Source organism: Streptococcus oralis ATCC 35037, assembly GCF_900637025.1.
GTDB classification, from domain to species: Bacteria; Bacillota; Bacilli; order Lactobacillales; family Streptococcaceae; genus Streptococcus; species Streptococcus oralis.
The window spans coordinates 160,400-185,211 of sequence record NZ_LR134336.1; the positions used below are offsets into that span (position 1 = coordinate 160,400).

Genomic DNA, 24,812 nt, shown 5'->3' on the forward strand with positions numbered 1-24,812 from the left:
GAATCTGATAATGGTATTATTTACAGGTTCAACGGTTGAAGAAGCAATCCAAAAAGGATTGAAAGAATTAGACATTCCAAGAATGAAGGCCCACATCAAGGTCGTTTCGAAAGAGAAAAAAGGATTTTTAGGCTTGTTTGGTAAGAAGCCAGCTCAAGTTGATATCGAAGCCATTAGTGAAACGACAGTAATCAAAGCCAACCAGCAGGCCATTAAAGGGGTTCCAAAAGAAGTTAATGAAAAAAATGAACCAGTGAAAACCGTCAGCGAAGCGACAGTTGATTTGGGATATGTGGTTGAAGCCATCAAGAAGATTGAAGAAGAAGGTCAAGGTGTCTCTGAAGAGGTCAAGGCTGAAATCCTGAAAAATGAAAAGCACGCCAGCACGATTTTGGAAGAAACAGGCCATATTTCAATTTTAAATGAATTGGAACCAGAGGATACTACCGAGGAAGTGAAATCTGCTCCAGAAAAAGAAACTGAAACGCAGGAAGCAACAAGTCAATCTTTGGAAGATTTAGGCTTGAAAGTAGAACCAAGTTATGACATCGAACAAGTGGCAACTGAAGTAGCTAGCTACGTTCAAACCATTGTAGATGATATGGATGTTGAAGGGACGATTTCAAGCGACTACAATCGCCGCACCATCAATCTTCAAATTGACACCAATGAACCAGGCCGTATTATCGGTTATCATGGTAAAGTTTTGAAGGCCTTGCAACTATTGGCTCAAAATTATCTTTATAACCGCTATTCAAGAACCTTCTACATCACGATCAATGTCAATGATTATGTTGAACACCGTGCAGAAGTCTTGCAAACCTACGCTCAAAAATTGGCGACTCGCGTTTTAGAGGAAGGGCGTAGTCAACAAACTGATCCAATGTCAAATAGCGAACGCAAGATAATCCATCGCATTATTTCACGCATGGATGGCGTGACGAGTTACTCTGAAGGTGACGAGCCAAATCGCTATGTTGTCGTAGATGCAGAATAAGCAAAGCAAAATCAGGTTCATCCTGATTTTTTGCTAGGAAAGGAAAGATTCAGATATGCTGAAAACAGTTAGAGAATACCTATCATTTGCAGGAGTCCAGTACCGTAATCCTGATAAAGCTGGCGATGAAAGAGAAAAGATGTTGACCTTGCGGCAAAAAGGTCAAGAGGCTCGGAAGTCTTTTACAGAATTGGCCAAAACCTTTCAAGCTAGTCATCCAGAATGGCAACTGCAACAGACTAGTCAGTGGATGAACCAAGCGCAACGCTTGCGACCGCATTTCTGGGCCTATCTACAGAGAGACGGACAAGTGACAGAACCTATGATGGCTCTTCGTTTGTATGGAACACCTACTAATTATGGGATTTCTTTTGAGGTCAGCTTCATTGAGCGCAAGAAAGATGAACAGACTTTAGACAAGCAAGCCAAGGTTTTAGAACTTCCAGCGGTAGAAGGAATTTATTATCTAGTCTACTCAAATGGGGAAAGTCATAAGGTGGAGGCTACTGAGGAGAATCGTCGTACTTTACGCGAGAAGGTGAGAAGTCAGGAAGTCCGTAAAGTTTTGGTTAAGGCAGATGTTTCCTTCATTGAAAATCAGTCAGTAGAAGCGATATTGGAGAAGCTAGAAGAGGCTTATGCGCGCTTGCTTCCGTACTATGAAGTGACGAGGGAATAGAAAATCAAATGTGTTAGATGAACGCAAATTGTTTTATTGCTATTCTATGCATTTTTTCATATAATAGTAAAATAGGATGTGTGATTTATTAATCACCTCAAAGAGAAAGGAAATTCTATGTCAAATCTATCTGTTAATGCAATTCGTTTTCTAGGTATTGACGCCATCAACAAAGCAAACTCAGGTCACCCAGGGGTGGTTATGGGGGCTGCTCCTATGGCCTATAGCCTCTTTACAAAGCAACTTCGTATCAATCCAGCTCAACCAAACTGGATCAACCGCGATCGCTTTATTCTTTCAGCAGGACACGGCTCTATGCTCCTCTACGCCCTTCTTCATCTCTCTGGATTTGAAGATGTGAGCATGGAAGAAGTCAAGAACTTCCGCCAATGGGGTTCAAAAACACCAGGTCACCCAGAATTTGGTCATACAGCAGGGGTTGACGCTACAACTGGTCCTCTAGGTCAAGGGATTTCTACTGCTACTGGTTTTGCCCAAGCAGAACGTTTCCTTGCAGCGAAGTATAACCGCGAAGGCTTCAATATCTTTGACCACTATACTTATGTGATCTGTGGAGATGGAGACTTGATGGAAGGTGTCTCAAGTGAGGCGGCTTCATATGCAGGCTTGCAAAAACTTGACAAGTTGGTGGTTCTTTATGATTCAAATGACATTAACTTGGATGGTGAGACAAAGGATTCCTTTACTGAAAGTGTTCGTGATCGCTACAATGCCTACGGCTGGCATACAGCCTTGGTTGAAGATGGAACAGACTTGGAAGCTATCCATGCTGCTATCGAAACAGCTAAAGCTTCAGGCAAGCCATCTTTGATTGAAGTGAAGACTGTTATTGGATACGGTTCTCCAAACAAACAAGGAACTAATGCGGTACACGGTGCTCCTCTTGGAGCAGATGAAACTGCGGCTACTCGCCAAGCTCTTGGTTGGGACTATGAACCATTTGAAATCCCAGCTGAAGTTTACGCTGATTTCAAAGAAAATGTTGCAGATCGTGGCGCATCAGCTTATCAAGCTTGGACTAAATTAGTTGCTGATTATAAAGAAGCTCATCCAGAACTGGCTGCAGAAGTAGAAGCCATCATCGACGGCCGTGATCCAGTTAAAGTGACTCCAGCAGACTTCCCAGCCTTAGAAAATGGATTTTCTCAAGCAACTCGCAACTCAAGTCAAGATGCTTTGAACGTTGTAGCTACTAAATTGCCAACCTTCCTAGGTGGTTCAGCTGACCTTGCTCACTCAAACATGACTTATATTAAGACTGATGGACTTCAAGACGATGCTAATCGCTTGAACCGCAACATTCAGTTTGGTGTTCGTGAATTTGCAATGGGAACGATCTTGAACGGGATGGCCCTTCACGGTGGACTTCGTGTATACGGTGGTACTTTCTTCGTCTTTTCTGACTATGTGAAAGCAGCTGTCCGCTTGTCAGCCTTGCAAGGACTTCCTGTGACTTATGTCTTTACCCACGATTCGATTGCAGTTGGTGAAGATGGTCCAACTCACGAACCAGTTGAACACTTAGCAGGTCTCCGTGCTATGCCAAATCTGAATGTTTTCCGCCCAGCAGATGCGCGTGAAACTCAAGCGGCTTGGTACCTTGCCGTGACAAGCGAAAAAACACCAACTGCCCTTGTCTTGACACGTCAAAACTTGACTGTCGAAGAAGGAACAGACTTTGACAAAGTTGCGAAAGGTGCCTATGTTGTCTATGAAAATGCAGCAGACTTTGATACAATCTTGATTGCAACAGGTTCAGAGGTGAATTTGGCGGTCGCAGCTGCCAAAGAATTGGCTAGCCAAGGTGCAAAAGTCCGTGTAGTCAGCATGCCATCAACAGATGTCTTTGACGCACAAGATGCAGCTTACAAGGAAGAAATCCTTCCAAATGCAGTTCGCCGTCGTGTTGCAGTTGAAATGGGTGCAACTCAAAACTGGTACAAGTATGTTGGTCTTGATGGTGCAGTTCTCGGTATTGATACCTTTGGAGCATCTGCCCCAGCACCAAAAGTATTGGCAGAGTACGGATTTACAGTTGAAAATCTAGTCAAAGTCGTTCAAAACTTGAAATAATCACAAAAATCAGAGTGAAAACTCTGATTTTTTATAACCATAAAAACAAGGCACAATCTTGTAAAAGTAGCTGAAATTTGATATAGTAGTCCTATGTAAAATACAAAGGAGAAAATACTATGGAAAATATTAGTCCAAATTTAACATTTTTGATCATGCTTGTAGGTATGTTTGCCTTGATGTTCTTTATGCAACGTTCTCAAAAGAAACAAGCACAAAAGCGTATGGAAAGCTTGAACAAGCTTCAAAAAGGCTATGAAGTCATTACAATTGGTGGGCTTTACGGAACAGTGGATGAAGTAGATACTAAGAAAGGTACAATCGTACTGGATGTAGATGGGGTTTATTTGACCTTTGAATTGGCTGCGATCAAGACCGTTTTGCCACTCAAAGAAGCTGTGACACCAGAAGGAACAGTTGTTGACGAAGGCGGAGCAATCGAAGAATAAAACGGGACCTGTCACTCCCGTTTTTCTATGAGACAAGAGGAAAAGGGATGAAAAAAATAGTATTTGTTTGCTTAGGAAATATTTGCCGAAGTCCCATGGCAGAGTTTGTGATGAAGTCCATGACGAGCGCTTACCAAGTCGAGAGTCGGGCAACGTCATCTTGGGAACATGGCAATCCGATTCATAAGGGGACGCAGGGGATTTTTCAGCAGTATCAGATCCCGTATGACAAAGACAAAACATCGCTTCAGATTGGCAGAGAGGACTTTGAATCATTTGATTACATTATCGGTATGGATGCTTCAAACGTTTCAGATCTGCGTCACATGTGCCCTCAGGAACTACAGTACAAGATCTACTCTTTTGCGGCAGAAAGTGTTCCAGATCCATGGTACACAGGAGATTTTGAGGAAACCTATGCGCGCATCACAAGTGGATGCCAAAGCTGGTTAGACCGTTTAGAAAATGAGAGTGACAATGGAAAAGTTTAAAAAAATCTTTGAAAAATATCGAGTATATCTAACTCGCCCGCGTATAGAGATTGCAACCGTTCTTCTAATCGCTATCTGCGCCGTATCAGTTTTTCTACTAAACACTCCAAAAAAGGGTGTACTGACACTTGACAATGGTGCGCTTGTTTATGATGGAACCTTGGTAAGAGGGAAGATGAATGGTCAGGGGACTATGACCTTTGAAAACGGGGACCAATACACAGGAGAGTTCAATAATGGGGCTTTTAATGGTAAAGGGACTTTTCAATCAAAAGATGGCTGGAAATACGAAGGTGATTTTGTAAATGGTCAGGCTGAAGGTCAAGGGAAGTTGACTACAGAGCAAGAAGTTGTTTATGAGGGGACCTTTAAACAAGGCGTTTTTCAGCAAAAACAGTAGTCTCCAAGTTAGGAGACTATTTTCAAAGCCTGAAAAGAAAACGCTTTCTTGTCTTGAATTCGATAACTAACTATCAACTAGAAAAACTTTGTGAAATAAAAAAATTTTTTCCATAATTTCACAATCGTCCAGACAAAACTCTATTGTATAGCTATATTGAGAAAAAAATCACAATCTTAGAAAATTTCTTTGTGAAATGCTTATGAAACTGTTTACAAAGCATAAAAAAAGAGTTATAATAAATTTGTGAAATAATTAACAAAGGATAACATCCTTAAAGGCTATGGAGGATAATATGGCTGATAAAAAAACAGTAACCCCAGAGGAAAAACAACTTGCTGCTGAAAAGCATGTCGATGGTCTCGTGAAAAAAGCCTTGGTTGCGCTTGATGAAATGCGCAAGTTGAACCAAGAGCAAGTTGACTATATCGTGGCAAAAGCTTCGGTTGCCGCACTTGACGCGCACGGTATCCTTGCACAACACGCAGTTGAAGAAACTGGTCGTGGAGTATTTGAAGACAAGGCGACAAAAAACCTATTTGCCTGCGAACACGTAGTGAACAATATGCGTGGAGTTAAAACAGTTGGAGTTATTGAAGATGATCCAATTACAGGTTTGACAAAGATTGCGGAGCCTGTCGGGGTAATCTGTGGTGTCACTCCGACAACAAACCCAACTTCAACAGCGATTTTCAAATCACTCATTGCTTTGAAAACACGTAACCCAATCGTTTTTGCCTTCCACCCATCAGCTCAAGAATCATCAGCTCACGCAGCACAAATCGTTCGTGATGCAGCCATCGCAGCTGGCGCACCTGAAAACTGTGTTCAATGGATTACAAAGCCATCTATGGAAGCAACTGGAGCGCTAATGAACCACGAAGGTGTTGCAACTATTCTTGCAACTGGTGGGAACGCTATGGTTAAAGCTGCATACTCATGTGGAAAACCAGCTCTTGGGGTAGGTGCCGGAAACGTTCCTGCCTATGTAGAAAAATCTGCTGACCTTCGTCAAGCTGCTCATGACATCGTTATGTCTAAATCATTTGATAATGGGATGGTCTGTGCATCAGAACAAGCGGTTATCATTGATAAAGAAGTATATGACGAATTTGTAGAAGAATTCAAATCATATCACACTTACTTTGTAAACAAGAAAGAAAAAGCGCTTCTTGAAGAATTCTGTTTCGGCGTGAAAGCAAACAGCAAAAACTGTGCAGGTGCTAAACTAAACGCAAACATCGTTGGTAAACCAGCAGCATGGATTGCTGAACAAGCAGGATTCAGCGTTCCAGAAGGAACAAACATCTTGGCTGCAGAATGTGCAGAAGTAGGACCGAAAGAACCATTGACTCGTGAAAAATTGTCACCAGTTATCGCTGTCCTAAAAGCTGAAGATACAGAAGACGGTCTTAAAAAAGCTCGCCAAATGGTTGAGTTTAACGGACTTGGTCACTCAGCAGCTATTCATACAAAAGACGAAGCTCTTGCTAAACGCTTTGGTACAGAAATCAAAGCAATGCGTATTATCTGGAACTCTCCATCTACTTTCGGTGGTATCGGTGACGTATACAATGCCTTCATTCCATCATTGACACTTGGATGTGGTTCATATGGACACAACTCAGTTGGTGATAATGTGAGTGCGATCAACCTTCTAAACATCAAGAAAGTAGGGAAACGTAGAAATAATATGCAGTGGTTTAAAGTTCCTTCAAAAATTTACTTCGAACGCAATTCTATCCAATACCTTCAAACATGTGAAGATATTGAACGCGTTATGATTGTTACAGACAAATCGATCGAAAAACTTGGTTTTGTTCAACGCATTATTGACCAATTGAACAAACGCAGCAACCGTGTAACTGTCCAAGTCTTCTCAGATGTTGAACCAGACCCAGATATCACAACTGTAGAACGTGGTACTGAAGTGATGAGGGCGTTTGAACCAGACACAATCATCGCTCTTGGTGGTGGTTCTCCAATGGACGCAGCCAAAGTTATGTGGCTCTTCTATGAACAACCACAAATCGACTTCCGTGACTTGGTTCAAAAATTCATGGATATCCGTAAACGTGCCTTCCGCTTCCCATCACTTGGTAAGAAAGCGAAGTACATCGGTATCCCAACAACTTCAGGTACTGGTTCAGAAGTAACACCATTTGCCGTTATCTCTGACAAGAAAAACAACCGTAAGTATCCATTGGCTGACTACTCATTGACACCAACTATTGCGATTGTTGACCCTGCTTTGGTTGAGTCAGTTCCAGACTTCATCGCTGCGGACACAGGTATGGACGTCTTGACTCACGCGACTGAAGCCTACACTTCAAACTTTGCTAACGACTACACAGACGGTATCGCCCTTCAAACAATCAAACTTGTCTTTGAATGGTTGGAAAAATCTGTTAAGACAGCTGATCCAGAAGCTCGCGAAAAAATGCACAATGCATCTACAATGGCTGGTATGGCCTTTGCCAATGCCTTCCTTGGTATGAGCCACTCAATGGCCCACAAGATCGGTGCGGTTCACCATACTGTTCACGGACGTACAAACGCAATCTTGCTTCCATACGTTATCCGTTACAATGGTACTCGCCCATCTAAGACGACTACATGGCCTAAGTACAACTACTGGAAAGCTGATGAAAAATTCCAAGATATTGCTAGAATGCTTGGATTGCCTCACTCAACTCCAGAAGAAGCGGTTGAAGCGTATGCCAAAGCAGTTTACGATCTTGGTGAAGCAGTTGGAATCACAATGAACTTCAAAGGCTTTGGAATCGATGAAAAAGCTTGGAAAGACAGCTTGCATGAAATTGCCTTGCTTGCTTATGAAGACCAATGTTCTCCTGCGAACCCACGCTTGCCAATGGTAGCTGACATGGAAGAAATCATGGCAGATGCTTACTATGGTTATGCAGAACGTCCAGGACGTCGTAAATAATCGTTTATCAGCCTAGAGGCAGGAGTGATCCTGTCTCTTTTTTTGTAAACTCTGAAAGAGTTGAAATCGGAGTTTTACCTTGAAATGAAGAAAATATGCAGATATTATAAAAGATTCTAGAGATATGCTTTGAAAATAAAAGAATAGATGAATGAAAAGGGGGAGAAAAAGTAGAAAAGCAGGAGAGAAAATCAACGCCCATACTTGCAATTAAACTCAAATAGTTATATAATAGGTTTGTTGAAAGGTGATTTGTAGTGATTCAAGTTACTCTTTTCACAATAAAATTTTCATGATTTTCATAAGGAGGAAATCACTAATGGTAGTTAAAGTTGGTATTAACGGTTTCGGCCGTATCGGTCGTCTTGCTTTCCGCCGTATCCAAAACGTAGAAGGTGTTGAAGTTACTCGCATCAACGACCTTACAGATCCAGTTATGCTTGCTCACTTGTTGAAATACGACACAACTCAAGGTCGTTTCGACGGTACTGTAGAAGTTAAAGAAGGTGGATTCGAAGTTAACGGTAAATTCGTTAAAGTTTCTGCTGAACGTGATCCAGAACAAATCGACTGGGCTACTGACGGTGTAGAAATCGTTCTTGAAGCAACTGGTTTCTTTGCTAAGAAAGATGCAGCTGAAAAACACCTTAAAGGTGGAGCTAAGAAAGTTGTTATCACTGCTCCTGGTGGAAACGACGTTAAAACAGTTGTATTCAACACTAACCACGACGTTCTTGACGGTACTGAAACAGTTATCTCAGGTGCTTCATGTACTACAAACTGCTTGGCTCCAATGGCTAAAGCTCTTCAAGACAACTTCGGTGTTGTAGAAGGATTGATGACTACTATCCACGCTTACACTGGTGACCAAATGATCCTTGATGGACCACACCGTGGTGGTGACCTTCGCCGTGCTCGTGCTGGTGCTGCAAACATCGTTCCTAACTCAACTGGTGCTGCTAAAGCTATCGGTCTTGTAATCCCAGAATTGAACGGTAAACTTGACGGATCTGCACAACGTGTTCCAACTCCAACTGGATCAGTTACTGAATTGGTAGCAGTTCTTGAAAAGAACGTTACTGTTGATGAAGTGAACGCAGCTATGAAAGCAGCTTCAAACGAATCATACGGTTACACAGAAGATCCAATCGTATCTTCAGATATCGTAGGTATGTCTTACGGTTCATTGTTTGACGCAACTCAAACTAAAGTTCTTGACGTTGACGGTAAACAATTGGTTAAAGTTGTATCATGGTACGACAACGAAATGTCATACACTGCACAACTTGTACGTACTCTTGAATACTTCGCAAAAATCGCTAAATAATTCTTGAGTCGATAAAAGCAAGGCCTTCTGGTCTTGCTTTTATTATATAGAAAAATGGATGATGCTATCATCCATTTTGTTTTAATTCTGTTTCGAAAGTATCTGAGAGGGCAGTAAAACTCAATTGTTCTAAGGTGAGTGGATGAGTAAAGGAAAGTCGGAAGGCATGGAGCATGAGCCTGCTTACTTTTGAACTAGAGTTATAGAGAGGATCGCCCAGAATAGGGTGCTTATGATGAGAGAGGTGAATACGGATTTGATGTGTTCGACCGGTCTTTAGTTTGCAACGGACAAGGGTAGTCTTGTTTGGAAATTGCTTTAATCGACTGATATGTGTTTCAGCATATTGTCCATTTTTGGCATCGACTATTCTTTTTCTACGATCGTGTCGATCACGACCAATTTTATCTCGAAAGACAAGTTCTTTACTCTCTACTCGCCCTTCTATAAGTGCCCAGTAATCACGAGCGATTTCCTTTTTTTCCAACAAACGATTGAGGATAGGTAAGATAAAAGGATTTTTAGCAAAAAGTACTAAACCGCTTGTTTCCATGTCCAGACGATGAACGACATAGCAGGTTTGGCCAACATAGGCAGAGACATGATTGAGAAGGGCAATTTCACCAGGTTGATTTCCGTGAGTTTTCATTCCCTCTGGCTTGTTGACGATAATGAGATGTTGGTCTTGATAAACCTCTTGAACGAGGTCTGAATTGCCCCAAAGGATTTCTTTTGGGGGATAATCTTCCTCGTCAAAAGTCAACTGGCAAATGTCCCCTGGCTTGACCATCTCGTTCCAGTGAACTTCTTTGTGGTTGATTAAGATGTTCTTCTTTATTCTCAAAAAATGGCGGATTTTTCTAGGGATGAGGAGTTGTTCCTCTAGGAATTGTTTGACCGTCATTTGAGGCAAGGATTCGGGTAATGTAAATGTGAATTGCATACAGATATTGTAACAAAAAAAGCCCTATTTGGATAGGGAGTAGCTAAATTCTTGAGTTCCTATGGTGAAGATGATAAAATAAACGCATGAAATTAGATAAATTATTTGAGAAGTTTCTTTCTCTCTTTAAAAAAGAAACGAATGAATCAGCGGAGTCTGATTCGACTAGCATGCGTCGTTCACGGAGCGACAGAAAAAAATTGTCCCAAGTAGGTCCAATTCGGAAATTTTGGCGTCGTTATCATCTGACAAAAATCGTCATCATTTTAGGGTTAAGTGCTGGTTTACTGGTAGGAACCTACTTGTTTGCGATAGCCAAGTCTACCAATGTCAATGACTTGCAAAATGCCCTGAAAACGCGAACTCTGATTTTTGACCGCGAAGAAAAAGAGGCAGGAGCCCTATCAGGTCAAAAGGGAACCTATGTTGAACTGACAGATATTAGTAAAGACTTGCAGAATGCTGTCGTCGCGACAGAGGACCGTTCCTTTTATAAAAATGATGGGATTAACTACGGTCGTTTCTTTCTAGCCATCCTTACAGCGGGTCGTTCTGGAGGGGGTTCCACCATCACTCAACAGTTGGCGAAAAATGCCTATCTTTCCCAGGACCAGACCGTTGAACGGAAGGCCAAGGAGTTTTTCCTTGCCTTAGAGTTGACAAAGAAATACAGCAAGGAGCAAATCCTTACTATGTACCTCAATAACGCCTACTTTGGAAATGGAGTATGGGGCGTTGAAGATGCAAGTAAGAAATATTTTGGTGTATCGGCTTCACAACTAACGCTTAATCAGGCGGCTACTCTAGCAGGGATGCTCAAGGGACCAGAATTGTACAATCCATTAAATTCTGTTGAAACTTCGACCAACCGTAGGGATACTGTTTTGCAAAATATGGTTGCAGCGGGCTATATTGATAAAAATCAAGAAACCGAAGCGGCTGGAGTAGATATGGCTTCTCAACTGCAAGATAAGTATGAAGGCAAAGTTTCGGATTATCGTTACCCGTCCTATTTTGATGCAGTTGTCAACGAAGCAGTTTCCAAGTACAATCTCACAGAAGAAGAGATTGTCAACAACGGCTATCGAATCTACACAGAGCTTGACCAAAACTACCAAGCAAACATGCAGGTTATTTACGAAAACACTTCGCTATTTCCAACGGCAGAAGATGGAACGCATGCCGAATCAGGTAGTGTTGCTCTAGAGCCTAAAACGGGTGGAGTGCGTGGAGTTGTTGGCCGTGTAGCTGGTGATGACAAACCAGGCTTCCGCAATTTCAACTATGCCACTCAGTCTAAGCGTAGCCCAGGCTCAACTATTAAACCTTTAGTCGTTTATACACCCGCAGTAGAAGCAGGATGGGCCTTGAACAAGCAACTGGATAATCATACGATGCAGTACAACAGTTATCAAGTAGATAACTATGCGGGTATTAAGACATCTCCAGAAGTACCTATGTATCAGGCCTTGGCGGAATCACTCAACCTGCCAGCTGTTGCGACTGTAAATGAATTAGGTATTGACAAAGCTTTTGACGCTGGGGAGAGATTTGGTCTGAATATGGAAAAAGTTGACCGAGTTCTTGGAGTTGCTCTTGGTGGAGGTGTGGAAACGAATCCTCTCCAGATGGCGCAAGCCTATGCAGCCTTTGCTAATGGAGGTTTGATGCCTGAAGCACATTTCATCACTCGTATTGAAAATGCCAGTGGCCAGATCATCAAGAGTCATAAAAACTCCCAAAAACGAGTGATTGATAAGTCGGTAGCCGATAAAATGACCAGCATGATGCTAGGAACATTTACCAATGGTACAGGAATTAGTTCGTCACCGGCAGATTATGTTATGGCTGGTAAAACAGGTACGACTGAAGCTGTTTTCAACCCAGAATATACCAGTGACCAGTGGGTGATCGGCTATACTCCGGATGTGGTAATCAGCCACTGGCTCGGTTTCCCAACAACAGATGAGAACCATTATCTAGCAGGTTCGACCTCCAATGGAGCAGCCCATGTCTTTAGAAGTATGGCTAATACCATTTTACCTTACACTACAGGTAGCACTTTTACAGTTGAGAATGCTTATAAACAAAATGGTATTGAACCAGAAAATACGAAAAAGCAGGTTGTTGAAAATGAGACAAACCAGTCTGAGGACCCAATAGGAGATATTCGTAGTCGTGCACAAAATCTTGTAGATGAAGCAGGTCGTGCGATTTCAGAAGCTAAAATAAAAGAAAAAGCCCAGACAATATGGGACTCAATCCTTAATCTATTTCGTTAAGAGGCTTGTCAAAGCCTAGGTTTCTTGTTATAATAGATAAGATGGAGGCGTTATGGCACTAAAAAAAGCAAGCCTAGCTTGTGCAGTTTGTGGTTCAAGGAATTATTCAATCAAAATTAGTGGGAACCCCAAGCCAACACGACTAGAAGTAAATAAATTTTGTAAACATTGTGGAAAATATACGACACATAGAGAAACGAGATAGGAGAGAACGATGGGCTTTATTAAGGATATTTTTAAACTTCTTAAAGAAACAACTTGGCCAACTCGCAAAGAAAGCTGGAGAGATTTTCGCTCTATTATGGAATACACAGCCTTCTTTGTGGTCATCATTTACATTTTTGACCAGTTGATTGTATCAGGTTTGATTCGATTTATTAACATTTTTTAGAAGAAAAGTGGAGAAGTTCTGCTAACTTTCTTCTATCATATGTATGAAAGGAAATATCATGGATAGTTTTGACAAGGGATGGTTTGTTCTACAAACTTATTCTGGCTATGAAAATAAGGTAAAAGAAAATCTATTGCAACGTGCGCAAACATATAACATGTTGGATAATATTCTACGTGTTGAGATTCCAACACAAACCGTGCAAGTTGAGAAAAATGGAAAGAAAAAGGAAGTTGAAGAGAATCGCTTTCCAGGTTATGTCCTTGTAGAAATGGTCATGACCGATGAAGCATGGTTCGTCGTTCGAAACACACCTAACGTAACAGGATTCGTCGGCTCACACGGTAACAGATCAAAACCAACTCCACTTTTGGAACAAGAAATCCGTGATATTCTGGTTTCAATGGGACAAACTGTTCAAGAGTTCGATATTGATGTTGAAGTTGGCCAGACAGTCCGCATCATTGATGGCGCTTTTGCAGACTACACAGGTAAAATTACTGAAATTGATAACAACAAAGTGAAGATGATTATCTCTATGTTTGGTAATGATACGATTGCAGAAGTGAATCTCAACCAAATTGCAGAATTATAACCCCAGAGAGGCTTTGCCTCTCTTTTTATGTGCCGTTGGGGGAGGAAGAAGTATAGAATAGAGGAAGTAGACCCAGTGGCTCGCGCATTTTGCTAAACTAAATGCAGAAAGGAGAGGTCTATGAATCTAAAAGATTTATATGAAGAAAGTAAGGGAATCATCCATAAGTGTCGCAAAGATTATCATTTGCATCTGTGGGAGAAAGAGGACTGGGATCAGGAAGGCATGTTATGTCTGTATGAGCTGGTGAGTTGCAACCCAGAGTTACTAGAGGGGGAGCGCCATCGACTTTATGTCTGCTTTAAAACAAAGTTTAGAAATCGTATCCTAGATTACATCCGTAAACAGGAAAGCCACAAGCGCCGTTTTGACAAAGAACCCTATGAAGAGGTGAGTGAGATTAGTCATCGTCTAGGAGAAAAAGGACTCAGGCTGGACGATTATTATCTCTTTCACGAACTTCTAAAGAATTACAAATCAAAGCAGAGTATGGAAAAACAAGAGTTAATAGACCGTCTAATGGGAGGAGAAGTCTTTAGAGGACGTAAAGCTCTCCTGAGAGAACTTTCCCTAATCTTTTCAGAATTTCGGTAAAGAGGTAAAAAAGTTCTTGACAAAGGTAAAAAAGTAGGTATAATAGAAAGAGTTGAAAAACTCAGGTCCGTTGGTCAAGGGGTTAAGACACCGCCTTTTCACGGCGGTAACACGGGTTCGAATCCCGTACGGACTATGGTGTATTGCGGTTAAAAAAACTTGAAAAAAGTTTAAAAAATCTGTTGACAGAGACAGGTAGCTGTGATATACTAATATAGTTGTCGCTTGAGAGAGATTGAGTGACAAAGACCTTTGAAAACTGAACAAGACGAACCAATGTGCAGGGCACTATAACTGAAGTTATAGTACTGAACAATGAAAAAACAATAAATCTGTCAGTGACAGAAATGAGTGAGAACTCAAACTTTTAATGAGAGTTTGATCCTGGCTCAGGACGAACGCTGGCGGCGTGCCTAATACATGCAAGTAGAACGCTGAAGCTTGGTGCTTGCACCGAGCGGATGAGTTGCGAACGGGTGAGTAACGCGTAGGTAACCTGCCTGGTAGCGGGGGATAACTATTGGAAACGATAGCTAATACCGCATAAGAGTAGATGTTGCATGACATTTACTTAAAAGGTGCAATTGCATCACTACCAGATGGACCTGCGTTGTATTAGCTAGTTGGTGAGGTAACGGCTCACCAAGGCAACGATACATAGCCGACCTGAGAGGGTGATCGGCCACACTGGGACTGAGACACGGCCCAGACTCCTACGGGAGGCAGCAGTAGGGAATCTTCGGCAATGGACGGAAGTCTGACCGAGCAACGCCGCGTGAGTGAAGAAGGTTTTCGGATCGTAAAGCTCTGTTGTAAGAGAAGAACGAGTGTGAGAGTGGAAAGTTCACACTGTGACGGTATCTTACCAGAAAGGGACGGCTAACTACGTGCCAGCAGCCGCGGTAATACGTAGGTCCCGAGCGTTGTCCGGATTTATTGGGCGTAAAGCGAGCGCAGGCGGTTAGATAAGTCTGAAGTTAAAGGCTGTGGCTTAACCATAGTACGCTTTGGAAACTGTTTAACTTGAGTGCAAGAGGGGAGAGTGGAATTCCATGTGTAGCGGTGAAATGCGTAGATATATGGAGGAACACCGGTGGCGAAAGCGGCTCTCTGGCTTGTAACTGACGCTGAGGCTCGAAAGCGTGGGGAGCAAACAGGATTAGATACCCTGGTAGTCCACGCCGTAAACGATGAGTGCTAGGTGTTAGACCCTTTCCGGGGTTTAGTGCCGCAGCTAACGCATTAAGCACTCCGCCTGGGGAGTACGACCGCAAGGTTGAAACTCAAAGGAATTGACGGGGGCCCGCACAAGCGGTGGAGCATGTGGTTTAATTCGAAGCAACGCGAAGAACCTTACCAGGTCTTGACATCCCTCTGACCGCTCTAGAGATAGAGTTTTCCTTCGGGACAGAGGTGACAGGTGGTGCATGGTTGTCGTCAGCTCGTGTCGTGAGATGTTGGGTTAAGTCCCGCAACGAGCGCAACCCCTATTGTTAGTTGCCATCATTCAGTTGGGCACTCTAGCGAGACTGCCGGTAATAAACCGGAGGAAGGTGGGGATGACGTCAAATCATCATGCCCCTTATGACCTGGGCTACACACGTGCTACAATGGCTGGTACAACGAGTCGCAAGCCGGTGACGGCAAGCTAATCTCTTAAAGCCAGTCTCAGTTCGGATTGTAGGCTGCAACTCGCCTACATGAAGTCGGAATCGCTAGTAATCGCGGATCAGCACGCCGCGGTGAATACGTTCCCGGGCCTTGTACACACCGCCCGTCACACCACGAGAGTTTGTAACACCCGAAGTCGGTGAGGTAACCTTTTAGGAGCCAGCCGCCTAAGGTGGGATAGATGATTGGGGTGAAGTCGTAACAAGGTAGCCGTATCGGAAGGTGCGGCTGGATCACCTCCTTTCTAAGGATAAGGAACTGCACATTGGTCTTGTTTAGTCTTGAGAGGTCTTGTGGGGCCTTAGCTCAGCTGGGAGAGCGCCTGCTTTGCACGCAGGAGGTCAGCGGTTCGATCCCGCTAGGCTCCATTGGTGAGAGATCACCAAGTAATGCACATTGAAAATTGAATATCTATATCAAATAGTAACAAGAAAATAAACCGAAACGCTGTAGTATTAAAAGAGTTTATGACTGAAAGGTCAAAAAATAAGGTTAAGTTAATAAGGGCGCACGGTGGATGCCTTGGCACTAGGAGCCGAAGAAGGACGTGACAAACGACGATATGCCTTGGGTAGCTGTAAGTAAGCGATGATCCAGGGATTTCCGAATGGGGGAACCCAACAGGTACTACCTGTTACCCGCATCTGTTAAGGATGTGAGGAGGAAGACGCAGTGAACTGAAACATCTAAGTAGCTGCAGGAAGAGAAAGCAAAAGCGATTGCCTTAGTAGCGGCGAGCGAAACGGCAGGAGGGCAAACCGAAGAGTTTACTCTTCGGGGTTGTAGGACTGCAATGTGGACTCAAAGATTATAGAAGAATGATTTGGGAAGATCAGCCAAAGAGAGTAATAGCCTCGTATTTAAAATAGTCTTTGTACCTAGCAGTATCCTGAGTACGGCGGGACACGTGAAATCCCGTCGGAATCTGGGAGGACCATCTCCCAACCCTAAATACTCCCTAGTGACCGATAGTGAACCAGTACCGTGAGGGAAAGGTGAAAAGCACCCCGGGAGGGGAGTGAAATAGAACCTGAAACCGTGTGCCTACAACAAGTTCGAGCCCGTTAATGGGTGAGAGCGTGCCTTTTGTAGAATGAACCGGCGAGTTACGATATGATGCGAGGTTAAGTTGAAGAGACGGAGCCGCAGGGAAACCGAGTCTGAATAGGGCGAATTAGTATCATGTCGTAGACCCGAAACCATGTGACCTACCCATGAGCAGGTTGAAGGTGCGGTAAGACGCACTGGAGGACCGAACCAGGGCACGTTGAAAAGTGCTTGGATGACTTGTGGGTAGCGGAGAAATTCCAAACGAACTTGGAGATAGCTGGTTCTCTCCGAAATAGCTTTAGGGCTAGCGTCGACATCAAGATTCTTGGAGGTAGAGCACTGTTTGGGTGAGGGGTCCATCCCGGATTACCAATCTCAGATAAACTCCGAATGCCAATGAATTATGGTCGGCAGTCAGACTGCGAGTGCTAAGATCCGTAGTCGAAAGGGAAACAGCCCAGACCACCAGCTAAGGTCCCAAAATAATTGTTAAGTGGAAAAGGATGTGGGGTTGCACAGACAACTAGGATGTTAGCTTAGAAGCAGCTATTCATTCAAAGAGTGCGTAATAGCTCACTAGTCGAGTGACCCTGCGCCGAAAATGTACCGGGGCTAAAACAATTTACCGAAGCTGTGGATACCTTTATAGGTATGGTAGGAGAGCGTTCTATGTGTGAAGAAGGTATACCGTGAGGAGTGCTGGAACGCATAGAAGTGAGAATGCCGGTATGAGTAGCGAAAGACAGGTGAGAATCCTGTCCACCGTAAGACTAAGGTTTCCAGGGGAAGGCTCGTCCGCCCTGGGTTAGTCGGGACCTAAGGAGAGACCGAAAGGTGTATCCGATGGACAACAGGTTGATATTCCTGTACTAGAGTATGTAGTGATGGAGGGACGCAGTAGGCTAACTAAAGCAGACGAATGGAAGAGTCTGTCTAAGCAGTGAGGTGTGATATGAGTCAAATGCTTATATCTATAACATTGAGCTGTGATGGGGAGCGAAGTTTAGTAGCGAAGTTAGTGACGTCACACTGCCAAGAAAAGCTTCTAGCGTTTAAACATACTCTACCCGTACCGCAAACCGACACAGGTAGTCGAGGCGAGTAGCCTCAGGTGAGCGAGAGAACTCTCGTTAAGGAACTCGGCAAAATGACCCCGTAACTTCGGGAGAAGGGGTGCTGATTTTATGTCAGCCGCAGTGAATAGGCCCAAGCAACTGTTTATCAAAAACACAGCTCTCTGCTAAATCGTAAGATGATGTATAGGGGGTGACGCCTGCCCGGTGCTGGAAGGTTAAGAGGAGTGCTTAGGAGTAATCCGAAGGTATGAATTGAAGCCCCAGTAAACGGCGGCCGTAACTATAACGGTCCTAAGGTAGCGAAATTCCTTGTCGGGTAAGTTCCGACCCGCACGAAAGGCGTAATGATTTGGGCACTGTCTCAACGAGAGACTCGGTGAAATTTTAGTACCTGTGAAGATGCAGGTTACCCGCGACAGGACGGAAAGACCCCATGGAGCTTTACTGCAGTTTGATATTGAGTGTCTGTACCACATGTACAGGATAGGTAGGAGTCTATGAGATCGGGACGCCAGTTTCGAAGGAGACGTTGTTGGGATACTACCCTTGTGTTATGGCCACTCTAACCCGGATAGGTTATCCCTATCGGAGACAGTGTCTGACGGGCAGTTTGACTGGGGCGGTCGCCTCCTAAAAGGTAACGGAGGCGCCCAAAGGTTCCCTCAGAATGGTTGGAAATCATTCGCAGAGTGTAAAGGTATAAGGGAGCTTGACTGCGAGAGCTACAACTCGAGCAGGGACGAAAGTCGGGCTTAGTGATCCGGTGGTTCCGTATGGAAGGGCCATCGCTCAACGGATAAAAGCTACCCTGGGGATAACAGGCTTATCTCCCCCAAGAGTTCACATCGACGGGGAGGTTTGGCACCTCGATGTCGGCTCGTCGCATCCTGGGGCTGTAGTCGGTCCCAAGGGTTGGGCTGTTCGCCCATTAAAGCGGCACGCGAGCTGGGTTCAGAACGTCGTGAGACAGTTCGGTCCCTATCCGTCGCGGGCGTAGGAAATTTGAGAGGATCTGCTCCTAGTACGAGAGGACCAGAGTGGACTTACCGCTGGTGTACCAGTTGTCTTGCCAAAGGCATCGCTGGGTAGCTATGTAGGGAAGGGATAAACGCTGAAAGCATCTAAGTGTGAAACCCACCTCAAGATGAGATTTCCCATGATTTTATATCAGTAAGAGCCCTGAGAGATGATCAGGTAGATAGGTTAGAAGTGGAAGTGTGGCGACACATGTAGCGGACTAATACTAATAGCTCGAGGACTTATCCAAAGTAACTGAGAATATGAAAGTGGACGGTTTTCTTGGTATTTGATAGATATTCAATTTTGAGTAGGTATTACTCAGAGTTAAGTGACGATAGCCTAGGAGATACACCTGTACCCATGCCGAACACAGCAGTTAAGCCCTAGAACGCCGGAAGTAGTTGGGGGTTGCCCCCTGTGAGATATGGAAGTCGCTTAGCTCGAGGGAGTTTAGCTCAGCTGGGAGAGCATCTGCCTTACAAGCAGAGGGTCAGCGGTTCGATCCCGTTAACTCCCATAGGTCCCGTAGTGTAGCGGTTATCACGTCGCCCTGTCACGGCGAAGATCGCGGGTTCGATTCCCGTCGGGACCGTTTAAGATAACGGAAGTTATTTTAGACTCGTTAGCTCAGTTGGTAGAGCAATTGACTTTTAATCAATGGGTCACTGGTTCGAGCCCAGTACGGGTCATATTTGCGGGTTTGGCGGAATTGGCAGACGCACCAGATTTAGGATCTGGCGCTTAACGGCGTGGGGGTTCAAGTCCCTTAACCCGCATAATAGAAATCAGCCGGCTTAGCTCAGTTGGTAGAGCATCTGATTTGTAATCAGAGGGTCGCGTGTTCAAGTCATGTAGCCGGCATTTTTTTATATAGAATAAGAGGTCGATGCGAACGTAGTTCAGTGGTAGAACACCACCTTGCCAAGGTGGGGGTCGCGGGTTCGAATCCCGTCGTTCGCTTAGAGAGGCCGGGGTGGCGGAACTGGCAGACGCACAGGACTTAAAATCCTGCGATTGGTAACGATCGTACCGGTTCGATTCCGGTCCTCGGCATATAATGATGAGCACCCTTAGCTCAACTGGATAGAGTACCTGACTACGAATCAGGCGGTTAGAGGTTCGACTCCTCTAGGGTGCATTTTTTTTATTTAACGCGGGAAGTAGCTCAGCTTGGTAGAGTACTTGGTTTGGGACCAAGGTGTCGCAGGTTCGAATCCTGTCTTCCCGATCGATTACGAGGATACTTTAGGGTATCTTTTTTTATTTACTAAGGAGATTCTGAGAGTCTTCTTTTTTGTTTACTGAACAAATTTGGGTAAACTAGCAGTGCTTAAGGAATGGTACTAGTCATATATTTTCTTTAATTATGGTAAAATAGTAAGAGAATAATGTGAGGAAAATGAATGTCAAGTAAGTTTGAAATTTTAATGAATCAACTGGGAATATCTGATCAATTGAGACGGGACCCTGCTCTTGTTGATGCCAGAATTGAGCGTGTTGTGGTTCATAAAATTAGTAAGATTTGGGAATTTCATTTTGTATTTTCTAATATTTTACCGATTGAAATTTTTTTAGAGTTAAAGAAAGGGCTTAGTGAAGAATTTTCGAAAACAGGCAATCGAGCTGTTTTCGAAATCAAGGCTCTTTCTCAAGAATTCTCTAATGAACTCTTGCAGGCCTACTATAAGGAGGCTTTTTCTGAAGGTCCATGTGCAAGTCAGGGGTTTAAATCTCTTTACCAGAATTTAAACGTCCGTGCGGAAGGAAATCAACTCATTATTGAAGGTTCAGAGGCGATTGATAAGGAGCACTTTAAGAAGAATCATCTTCCTAATTTGGCAAAGCAACTCGAAAAGTTTGGTTTTCCAGCTTTTGTATGCCAAATAGAAAAGAATGATGCTCTTACACAAGAGCAGGAGGAAGCCTTCCATACCGAGAATGAACAGATTGTCCAAGCTGCCAATGAGGAAGCGCTCCGGGCTATGGAGCAATTGGAACAAATGGCTCCTCCTCCAGTAGAAGAGAAGCCAGCCTTTGATTTTCAGGCTAAAAAGGCTATGGCCAAGCCTAAACTAGATAAGGCTGAGGTTACCCAGATGATTGACGTGACGACTGAGGAAAATCGTCTGGTCTTTGAAGGGGTCGTTTTTGATGTGGAGCATAAGGTGACCAGAACTGGTCGCGTTTTGATCAACTTTAAAATGACAGACTACACTTCAAGTTTTTCAATGCAAAAATGGGTTAAGAATGAAGAAGAAGCTCAGAAGTTTGACATCATTAAGAAGAATTCTTGGCTCCGAGTTCGTGGAAATGTGGAGATGAATAATTTCACACGCGATTTGACCATGAACGTGCAGGATGTGCAGGAAGTTGTTCACTATGAGCGGAAGGATTTGATGCCAGAAGGTGAGCGTCGGGTTGAGTTTCATGCTCATACCAACATGTCGACCATGGATGCTCTACCAGAGGTAGAGGAGATCGTTGCGACAGCTGCTAAGTGGGGGCACAAGGCGGTTGCCATCACCGACCATGGAAATGTTCAATCCTTCCCACATGGCTACAAGGCAGCTAAGAAAGCTGGAATCCAGCTGATCTATGGAATGGAAGCCAATATCGTGGAGGACCGTGTCCCTATCGTTTATAACGAAGTGGAGATGGACTTGTCAGAAGCGACCTACGTGGTCTTTGACGTTGAAACGACGGGACTTTCAGCTATCTATAATGACTTGATTCAGGTTGCGGCCTCTAAGATGTATAAGGGGAATGTTATTGCCGAATTTGATGAATTTATCAATCCCGGACATCCATTATCAGCCTTTACTACTGAGTTGACTGGTATTACAGATGATCATGTCAAAAATGCCAAACCACTGGAACAAGTTTTACAAGAATTCCAAGAGTTTTGCAAGGATACAGTCTTAGTAGCCCACAATGCTACCTTTGACGTTGGTTTTATGAATGCCAACTATGAGCGTCATGGTCTGCCTAAGATTAGCCAGCCAGTCATCGATACGCTGGAGTTTGCTAGAAACCTCTATCCTGAGTATAAACGTCATGGTTTGGGGCCTTTGACCAAGCGTTTTGGTGTGGCACTTGAACACCACCACATGGCCAACTACGATGCGGAAGCTACTGGTCGTCTGCTTTTCATCTTTATCAAAGAGGTAGCAGAAAAACATGGTGTGACCGATCTGGCTAGACTCAATATTGATCTAATCAGTCCAGATTCTTATAAAAAAGCTCGGATTAAACATGCGACCATTTATGTCAAGAATCAAGTTGGTTTAAAAAATATTTTTAAGCTGGTTTCTTTGTCTAACACCAAGTATTTTGAAGGGGTGCCACGGATTCCGAGAACGGTTCTAGACGCCCATCGGGAGGGCTTGATTTTGGGGTCGGCTTGCTCGGAGGGTGAAGTTTTTGACGCTGTCGTTTCCCAAGGTGTGGATGCGGCGGTTGAGGTGGCCAAGTATTATGACTTTATCGAGGTCATGCCACCGGCTATCTATGCTCCCTTGATTGCTAAAGAGCAGGTCAAGGATATGGAGGAACTCCAAACTATTATCAAGAGTTTGATAGAGGTTGGGGACCGTCTTGGGAAGCCTGTTTTGGCTACGGGAAATGTCCATTATATCGAACCGGAAGAAGAGATTTACCGTGAAATTATCGTCCGTAGTTTGGGCCAGGGGGCTATGATTAACCGAACCATCGGTCATGGTGAACATGCCCAACCAGCTCCTCTTCCGAAAGCTCATTTTCGAACGACTAATGAGATGTTGGATGAATTTGCCTTCTTGGGCGAGGAATTGGCTCGTAAATTGGTTATTGAAAACACCAATGCCTTGGCAGAAATCTTTGAACCTGTTGAGGTTGTTAAGGGTGACTTGTACACACCTTTCATTGACAAGGCGGAAGAAACGGTCGCCGAGCTGACCTACAAGAAAGCTTTTGAGATTTATGGCAATCCGCTGCCAGATATCGTTGATTTGCGGATTGAAAAAGAATTAACTTCCATTCTGGGGAATGGATTTGCCGTGATTTATCTGGCATCGCAGATGCTGGTGCAACGTTCCAATGAACGGGGCTACTTGGTTGGTTCTCGTGGGTCTGTTGGGTCCAGTTTTGTTGCGACCATGATTGGGATTACGGAGGTTAATCCTCTCTCTCCTCACTATGTCTGTGGTCAGTGTCAGTACAGCGAGTTTATCACGGATGGTTCTTACGGTTCAGGGTTTGATATGCCCAATAAGGATTGTCCAAACTGTGGTCACAAACTCAGCAAAAATGGACAGGATATTCCTTTCGAGACCTTCCTTGGTTTTGATGGGGACAAGGTTCCCGATATTGACTTGAACTTCTCGGGAGAAGACCAGCCTAGTGCTCACTTGGATGTACGTGATATCTTTGGTGAAGAATATGCCTTCCGTGCAGGAACGGTTGGTACGGTAGCTGCTAAGACTGCCTATGGATTTGTCAAGGGCTATGAGAGAGACTATGGGAAATTTTATCGTGATGCAGAGGTGGAACGTCTTGCCCAAGGTGCTGCCGGTGTCAAGCGGACTACAGGACAACACCCAGGAGGAATCGTTGTTATTCCGAACTACATGGATGTCTACGACTTTACGCCTGTTCAGTATCCAGCAGATGACGTGACGGCTGAATGGCAGACGACTCACTTTAACTTCCATGATATCGATGAGAATGTCCTCAAACTCGATGTACTGGGGCATGATGATCCGACTATGATTCGAAAATTGCAGGACTTGTCTGGGATTGACCCTAATGAAATTCCTATGGATGACGAAGGTGTCATGGCCCTCTTTTCTGGGACGGATGTGCTTGGGGTGACGCCGGAGCAAATTGGAACTCCGACAGGGATGCTGGGAATTCCAGAGTTCGGAACCAACTTTGTACGTGGAATGGTAGATGAGACGCATCCGACGACTTTTGCGGAGTTACTTCAGCTGTCTGGTCTATCCCACGGTACCGATGTGTGGCTGGGGAACGCCCAGGATCTGATCAAGCAAGGGATTGCGGACCTATCAACCGTTATCGGTTGTCGGGACGACATCATGGTTTACCTCATGCATGCGGGTCTCGAACCTAAGATGGCCTTTACCATCATGGAACGGGTACGTAAAGGCATGTGGCTAAAGATTTCCGAAGAGGAGCGAGATGGCTACATCGAGGCTATGAAGGCCAATAAGGTGCCAGAGTGGTATATCGAGTCCTGTGGGAAAATCAAATACATGTTCCCTAAAGCTCACGCGGCAGCCTACGTTATGATGGCCTTGCGTGTGGCCTACTTCAAGGTTCACCATCCCATTTATTACTACTGTGCTTATTTCTCAATCCGTGCCAAGGCCTTTGATATCAAGACAATGGGTGCGGGCTTGGATGCCATTAAGCGCAGAATGGAGGAAATCTCTGAAAAACGGAAGAACAATGAAGCCTCTAATGTGGAAATTGATCTCTATACAACTCTTGAGATTGTCAATGAAATGTGGGAACGTGGTTTCAAATTTGGCAAACTCGATCTCTACCGTAGTCAGGCAACAGAGTTCCTCATCGATGGGGATACCCTCATTCCGCCATTTGTAGCAATGGATGGTCTGGGAGAGAACGTTGCCAAGCAGTTGGTGCGAGCGCGCCAAGAGGGTGAGTTCCTTTCTAAGACAGAACTCCGCAAGCGTGGTGGACTTTCATCAACCTTGGTTGAAAAGATGGATGAAATGGGGATTCTTGGTAATATGCCAGAGGATAACCAGTTGAGTTTGTTTGATGATTTGTTTTAAGAATTAGAACG

The 24,812-nt window shown here is 44.1% G+C and carries 15 protein-coding genes, 11 tRNA genes and 3 rRNA genes; 28 read left to right on the forward strand and 1 reads right to left on the reverse strand.

Translation table 11 applies throughout. The features are described 5' to 3' along the window. The first annotated feature begins 10 nt into the window (after positions 1-10). The 8 genes from jag to gap all read left to right on the forward strand — a co-directional run bounded on the left by jag (position 11) and on the right by gap (position 9,384). The gene (gene jag, locus EL140_RS00885) at positions 11-997 is read left to right on the forward strand and encodes an RNA-binding cell elongation regulator Jag/EloR (RefSeq protein ID WP_000242591.1); all 987 of its coding nucleotides are present in this window, start codon (positions 11-13) and stop codon (positions 995-997) included. A gap of 55 nt (positions 998-1,052) precedes the next feature. Then, on the forward strand, positions 1,053-1,676 hold the full coding sequence (locus EL140_RS00890) for a hypothetical protein (protein ID WP_000921432.1): 624 nt from the start codon (positions 1,053-1,055) through the stop codon (positions 1,674-1,676). A gap of 117 nt (positions 1,677-1,793) precedes the next feature. Further along, positions 1,794-3,770 (forward strand): transketolase, encoded by a 1,977-nt coding sequence (gene tkt / locus EL140_RS00895; RefSeq protein ID WP_000067909.1) that lies wholly within the window; start codon positions 1,794-1,796, stop codon positions 3,768-3,770. Positions 3,771-3,898: 128 nt separating this feature from the next. Further along, a complete protein-coding gene (gene yajC / locus EL140_RS00900; protein WP_025169051.1) occupies positions 3,899-4,219 on the forward strand; it encodes a preprotein translocase subunit YajC in 321 nt (106 codons plus the stop codon). 47 nt (positions 4,220-4,266) lie between these two features. After that, positions 4,267-4,710 (forward strand): low molecular weight protein-tyrosine-phosphatase, encoded by a 444-nt coding sequence (locus EL140_RS00905; protein ID WP_000724851.1) that lies wholly within the window; start codon positions 4,267-4,269, stop codon positions 4,708-4,710. Then, positions 4,697-5,110: an MORN repeat-containing protein gene (locus tag EL140_RS00910; protein WP_000410457.1), complete on the forward strand. Its 414-nt coding sequence runs from the start codon at positions 4,697-4,699 to the stop codon at positions 5,108-5,110. Before EL140_RS00905 ends, EL140_RS00910 begins: the two co-directional genes overlap by 14 nt. A 295-nt stretch (positions 5,111-5,405) precedes the next feature. Continuing rightward, positions 5,406-8,057 (forward strand): bifunctional acetaldehyde-CoA/alcohol dehydrogenase, encoded by a 2,652-nt coding sequence (adhE, locus tag EL140_RS00915; RefSeq protein ID WP_000763996.1) that lies wholly within the window; start codon positions 5,406-5,408, stop codon positions 8,055-8,057. A gap of 319 nt (positions 8,058-8,376) precedes the next feature. Next, positions 8,377-9,384 (forward strand): type I glyceraldehyde-3-phosphate dehydrogenase, encoded by a 1,008-nt coding sequence (gene gap / locus EL140_RS00920; RefSeq protein ID WP_000260682.1) that lies wholly within the window; start codon positions 8,377-8,379, stop codon positions 9,382-9,384. A gap of 67 nt (positions 9,385-9,451) precedes the next feature. Here gap and EL140_RS00925 read toward each other — a convergent pair whose 3' ends face one another. Next, a complete protein-coding gene (locus EL140_RS00925) occupies positions 9,452-10,327 on the reverse strand; it encodes an RluA family pseudouridine synthase (RefSeq protein WP_002875099.1) in 876 nt (291 codons plus the stop codon). 86 nt (positions 10,328-10,413) lie between these two features. Between EL140_RS00925 and pbp2a the strand changes: the two genes are divergently transcribed. The 20 genes from pbp2a (at position 10,414) to EL140_RS01030 (ending at position 24,801) form a co-directional block, all read left to right on the forward strand. Then, positions 10,414-12,609, forward strand: a complete 2,196-nt coding sequence (gene pbp2a, locus EL140_RS00930; RefSeq protein ID WP_000762598.1) for a penicillin-binding protein PBP2A — start codon at positions 10,414-10,416, stop codon at positions 12,607-12,609. 52 nt (positions 12,610-12,661) lie between these two features. Continuing rightward, entirely contained in the window at positions 12,662-12,814 is a 153-nt protein-coding gene (gene rpmG, locus EL140_RS00935; protein WP_001809375.1) for a 50S ribosomal protein L33, read from the forward strand. A 9-nt stretch (positions 12,815-12,823) separates the two neighbouring features. Then, positions 12,824-13,000, forward strand: a complete 177-nt coding sequence (gene secE, locus EL140_RS00940) for a preprotein translocase subunit SecE (protein ID WP_000505776.1) — start codon at positions 12,824-12,826, stop codon at positions 12,998-13,000. 58 nt (positions 13,001-13,058) lie between these two features. Further along, entirely contained in the window at positions 13,059-13,595 is a 537-nt protein-coding gene (gene nusG / locus EL140_RS00945; protein WP_000376732.1) for a transcription termination/antitermination protein NusG, read from the forward strand. A gap of 120 nt (positions 13,596-13,715) precedes the next feature. Further along, complete coding sequence (locus EL140_RS00950; protein ID WP_063636946.1) at positions 13,716-14,189, forward strand: hypothetical protein; 474 nt, start codon at positions 13,716-13,718, stop codon at positions 14,187-14,189. Positions 14,190-14,253: 64 nt separating this feature from the next. Continuing rightward, positions 14,254-14,325: transfer RNA gene (locus tag EL140_RS00955), tRNA-Glu, on the forward strand. 230 nt (positions 14,326-14,555) lie between these two features. Continuing rightward, positions 14,556-16,104, forward strand: a 16S ribosomal RNA gene (locus tag EL140_RS00965). A 51-nt stretch (positions 16,105-16,155) separates the two neighbouring features. Beyond that, positions 16,156-16,228 (forward strand) — tRNA-Ala (locus tag EL140_RS00970). A gap of 122 nt (positions 16,229-16,350) precedes the next feature. Further along, positions 16,351-19,253, forward strand: a 23S ribosomal RNA gene (locus EL140_RS00975). Positions 19,254-19,330: 77 nt separating this feature from the next. Next, a 5S ribosomal RNA gene (rrf, locus tag EL140_RS00980) occupies positions 19,331-19,446 on the forward strand. Together the 16S, 23S and 5S rRNA genes with 11 tRNA genes alongside form the textbook arrangement of a ribosomal RNA operon. Before the next feature lie 4 nt (positions 19,447-19,450). Then, positions 19,451-19,523, forward strand: a tRNA-Val gene (locus EL140_RS00985). A 2-nt stretch (positions 19,524-19,525) separates the two neighbouring features. Then, positions 19,526-19,598, forward strand: a tRNA-Asp gene (locus EL140_RS00990). A 24-nt stretch (positions 19,599-19,622) separates the two neighbouring features. Then, positions 19,623-19,695: transfer RNA gene (locus EL140_RS00995), tRNA-Lys, on the forward strand. A gap of 5 nt (positions 19,696-19,700) precedes the next feature. Beyond that, positions 19,701-19,782: transfer RNA gene (locus EL140_RS01000), tRNA-Leu, on the forward strand. Positions 19,783-19,794: 12 nt separating this feature from the next. Next, positions 19,795-19,867 (forward strand) — tRNA-Thr (locus EL140_RS01005). 27 nt (positions 19,868-19,894) lie between these two features. Beyond that, positions 19,895-19,966 (forward strand) — tRNA-Gly (locus EL140_RS01010). 7 nt (positions 19,967-19,973) lie between these two features. Further along, a tRNA-Leu gene (locus tag EL140_RS01015) sits at positions 19,974-20,059 on the forward strand. Positions 20,060-20,070: 11 nt separating this feature from the next. Then, positions 20,071-20,144, forward strand: a tRNA-Arg gene (locus EL140_RS01020). 16 nt (positions 20,145-20,160) lie between these two features. Next, positions 20,161-20,234, forward strand: a tRNA-Pro gene (locus EL140_RS01025). 175 nt (positions 20,235-20,409) lie between these two features. Further along, a complete protein-coding gene (locus EL140_RS01030; RefSeq protein WP_000095440.1) occupies positions 20,410-24,801 on the forward strand; it encodes a PolC-type DNA polymerase III in 4,392 nt (1,463 codons plus the stop codon). Positions 24,802-24,812 lie beyond the last annotated feature (11 nt).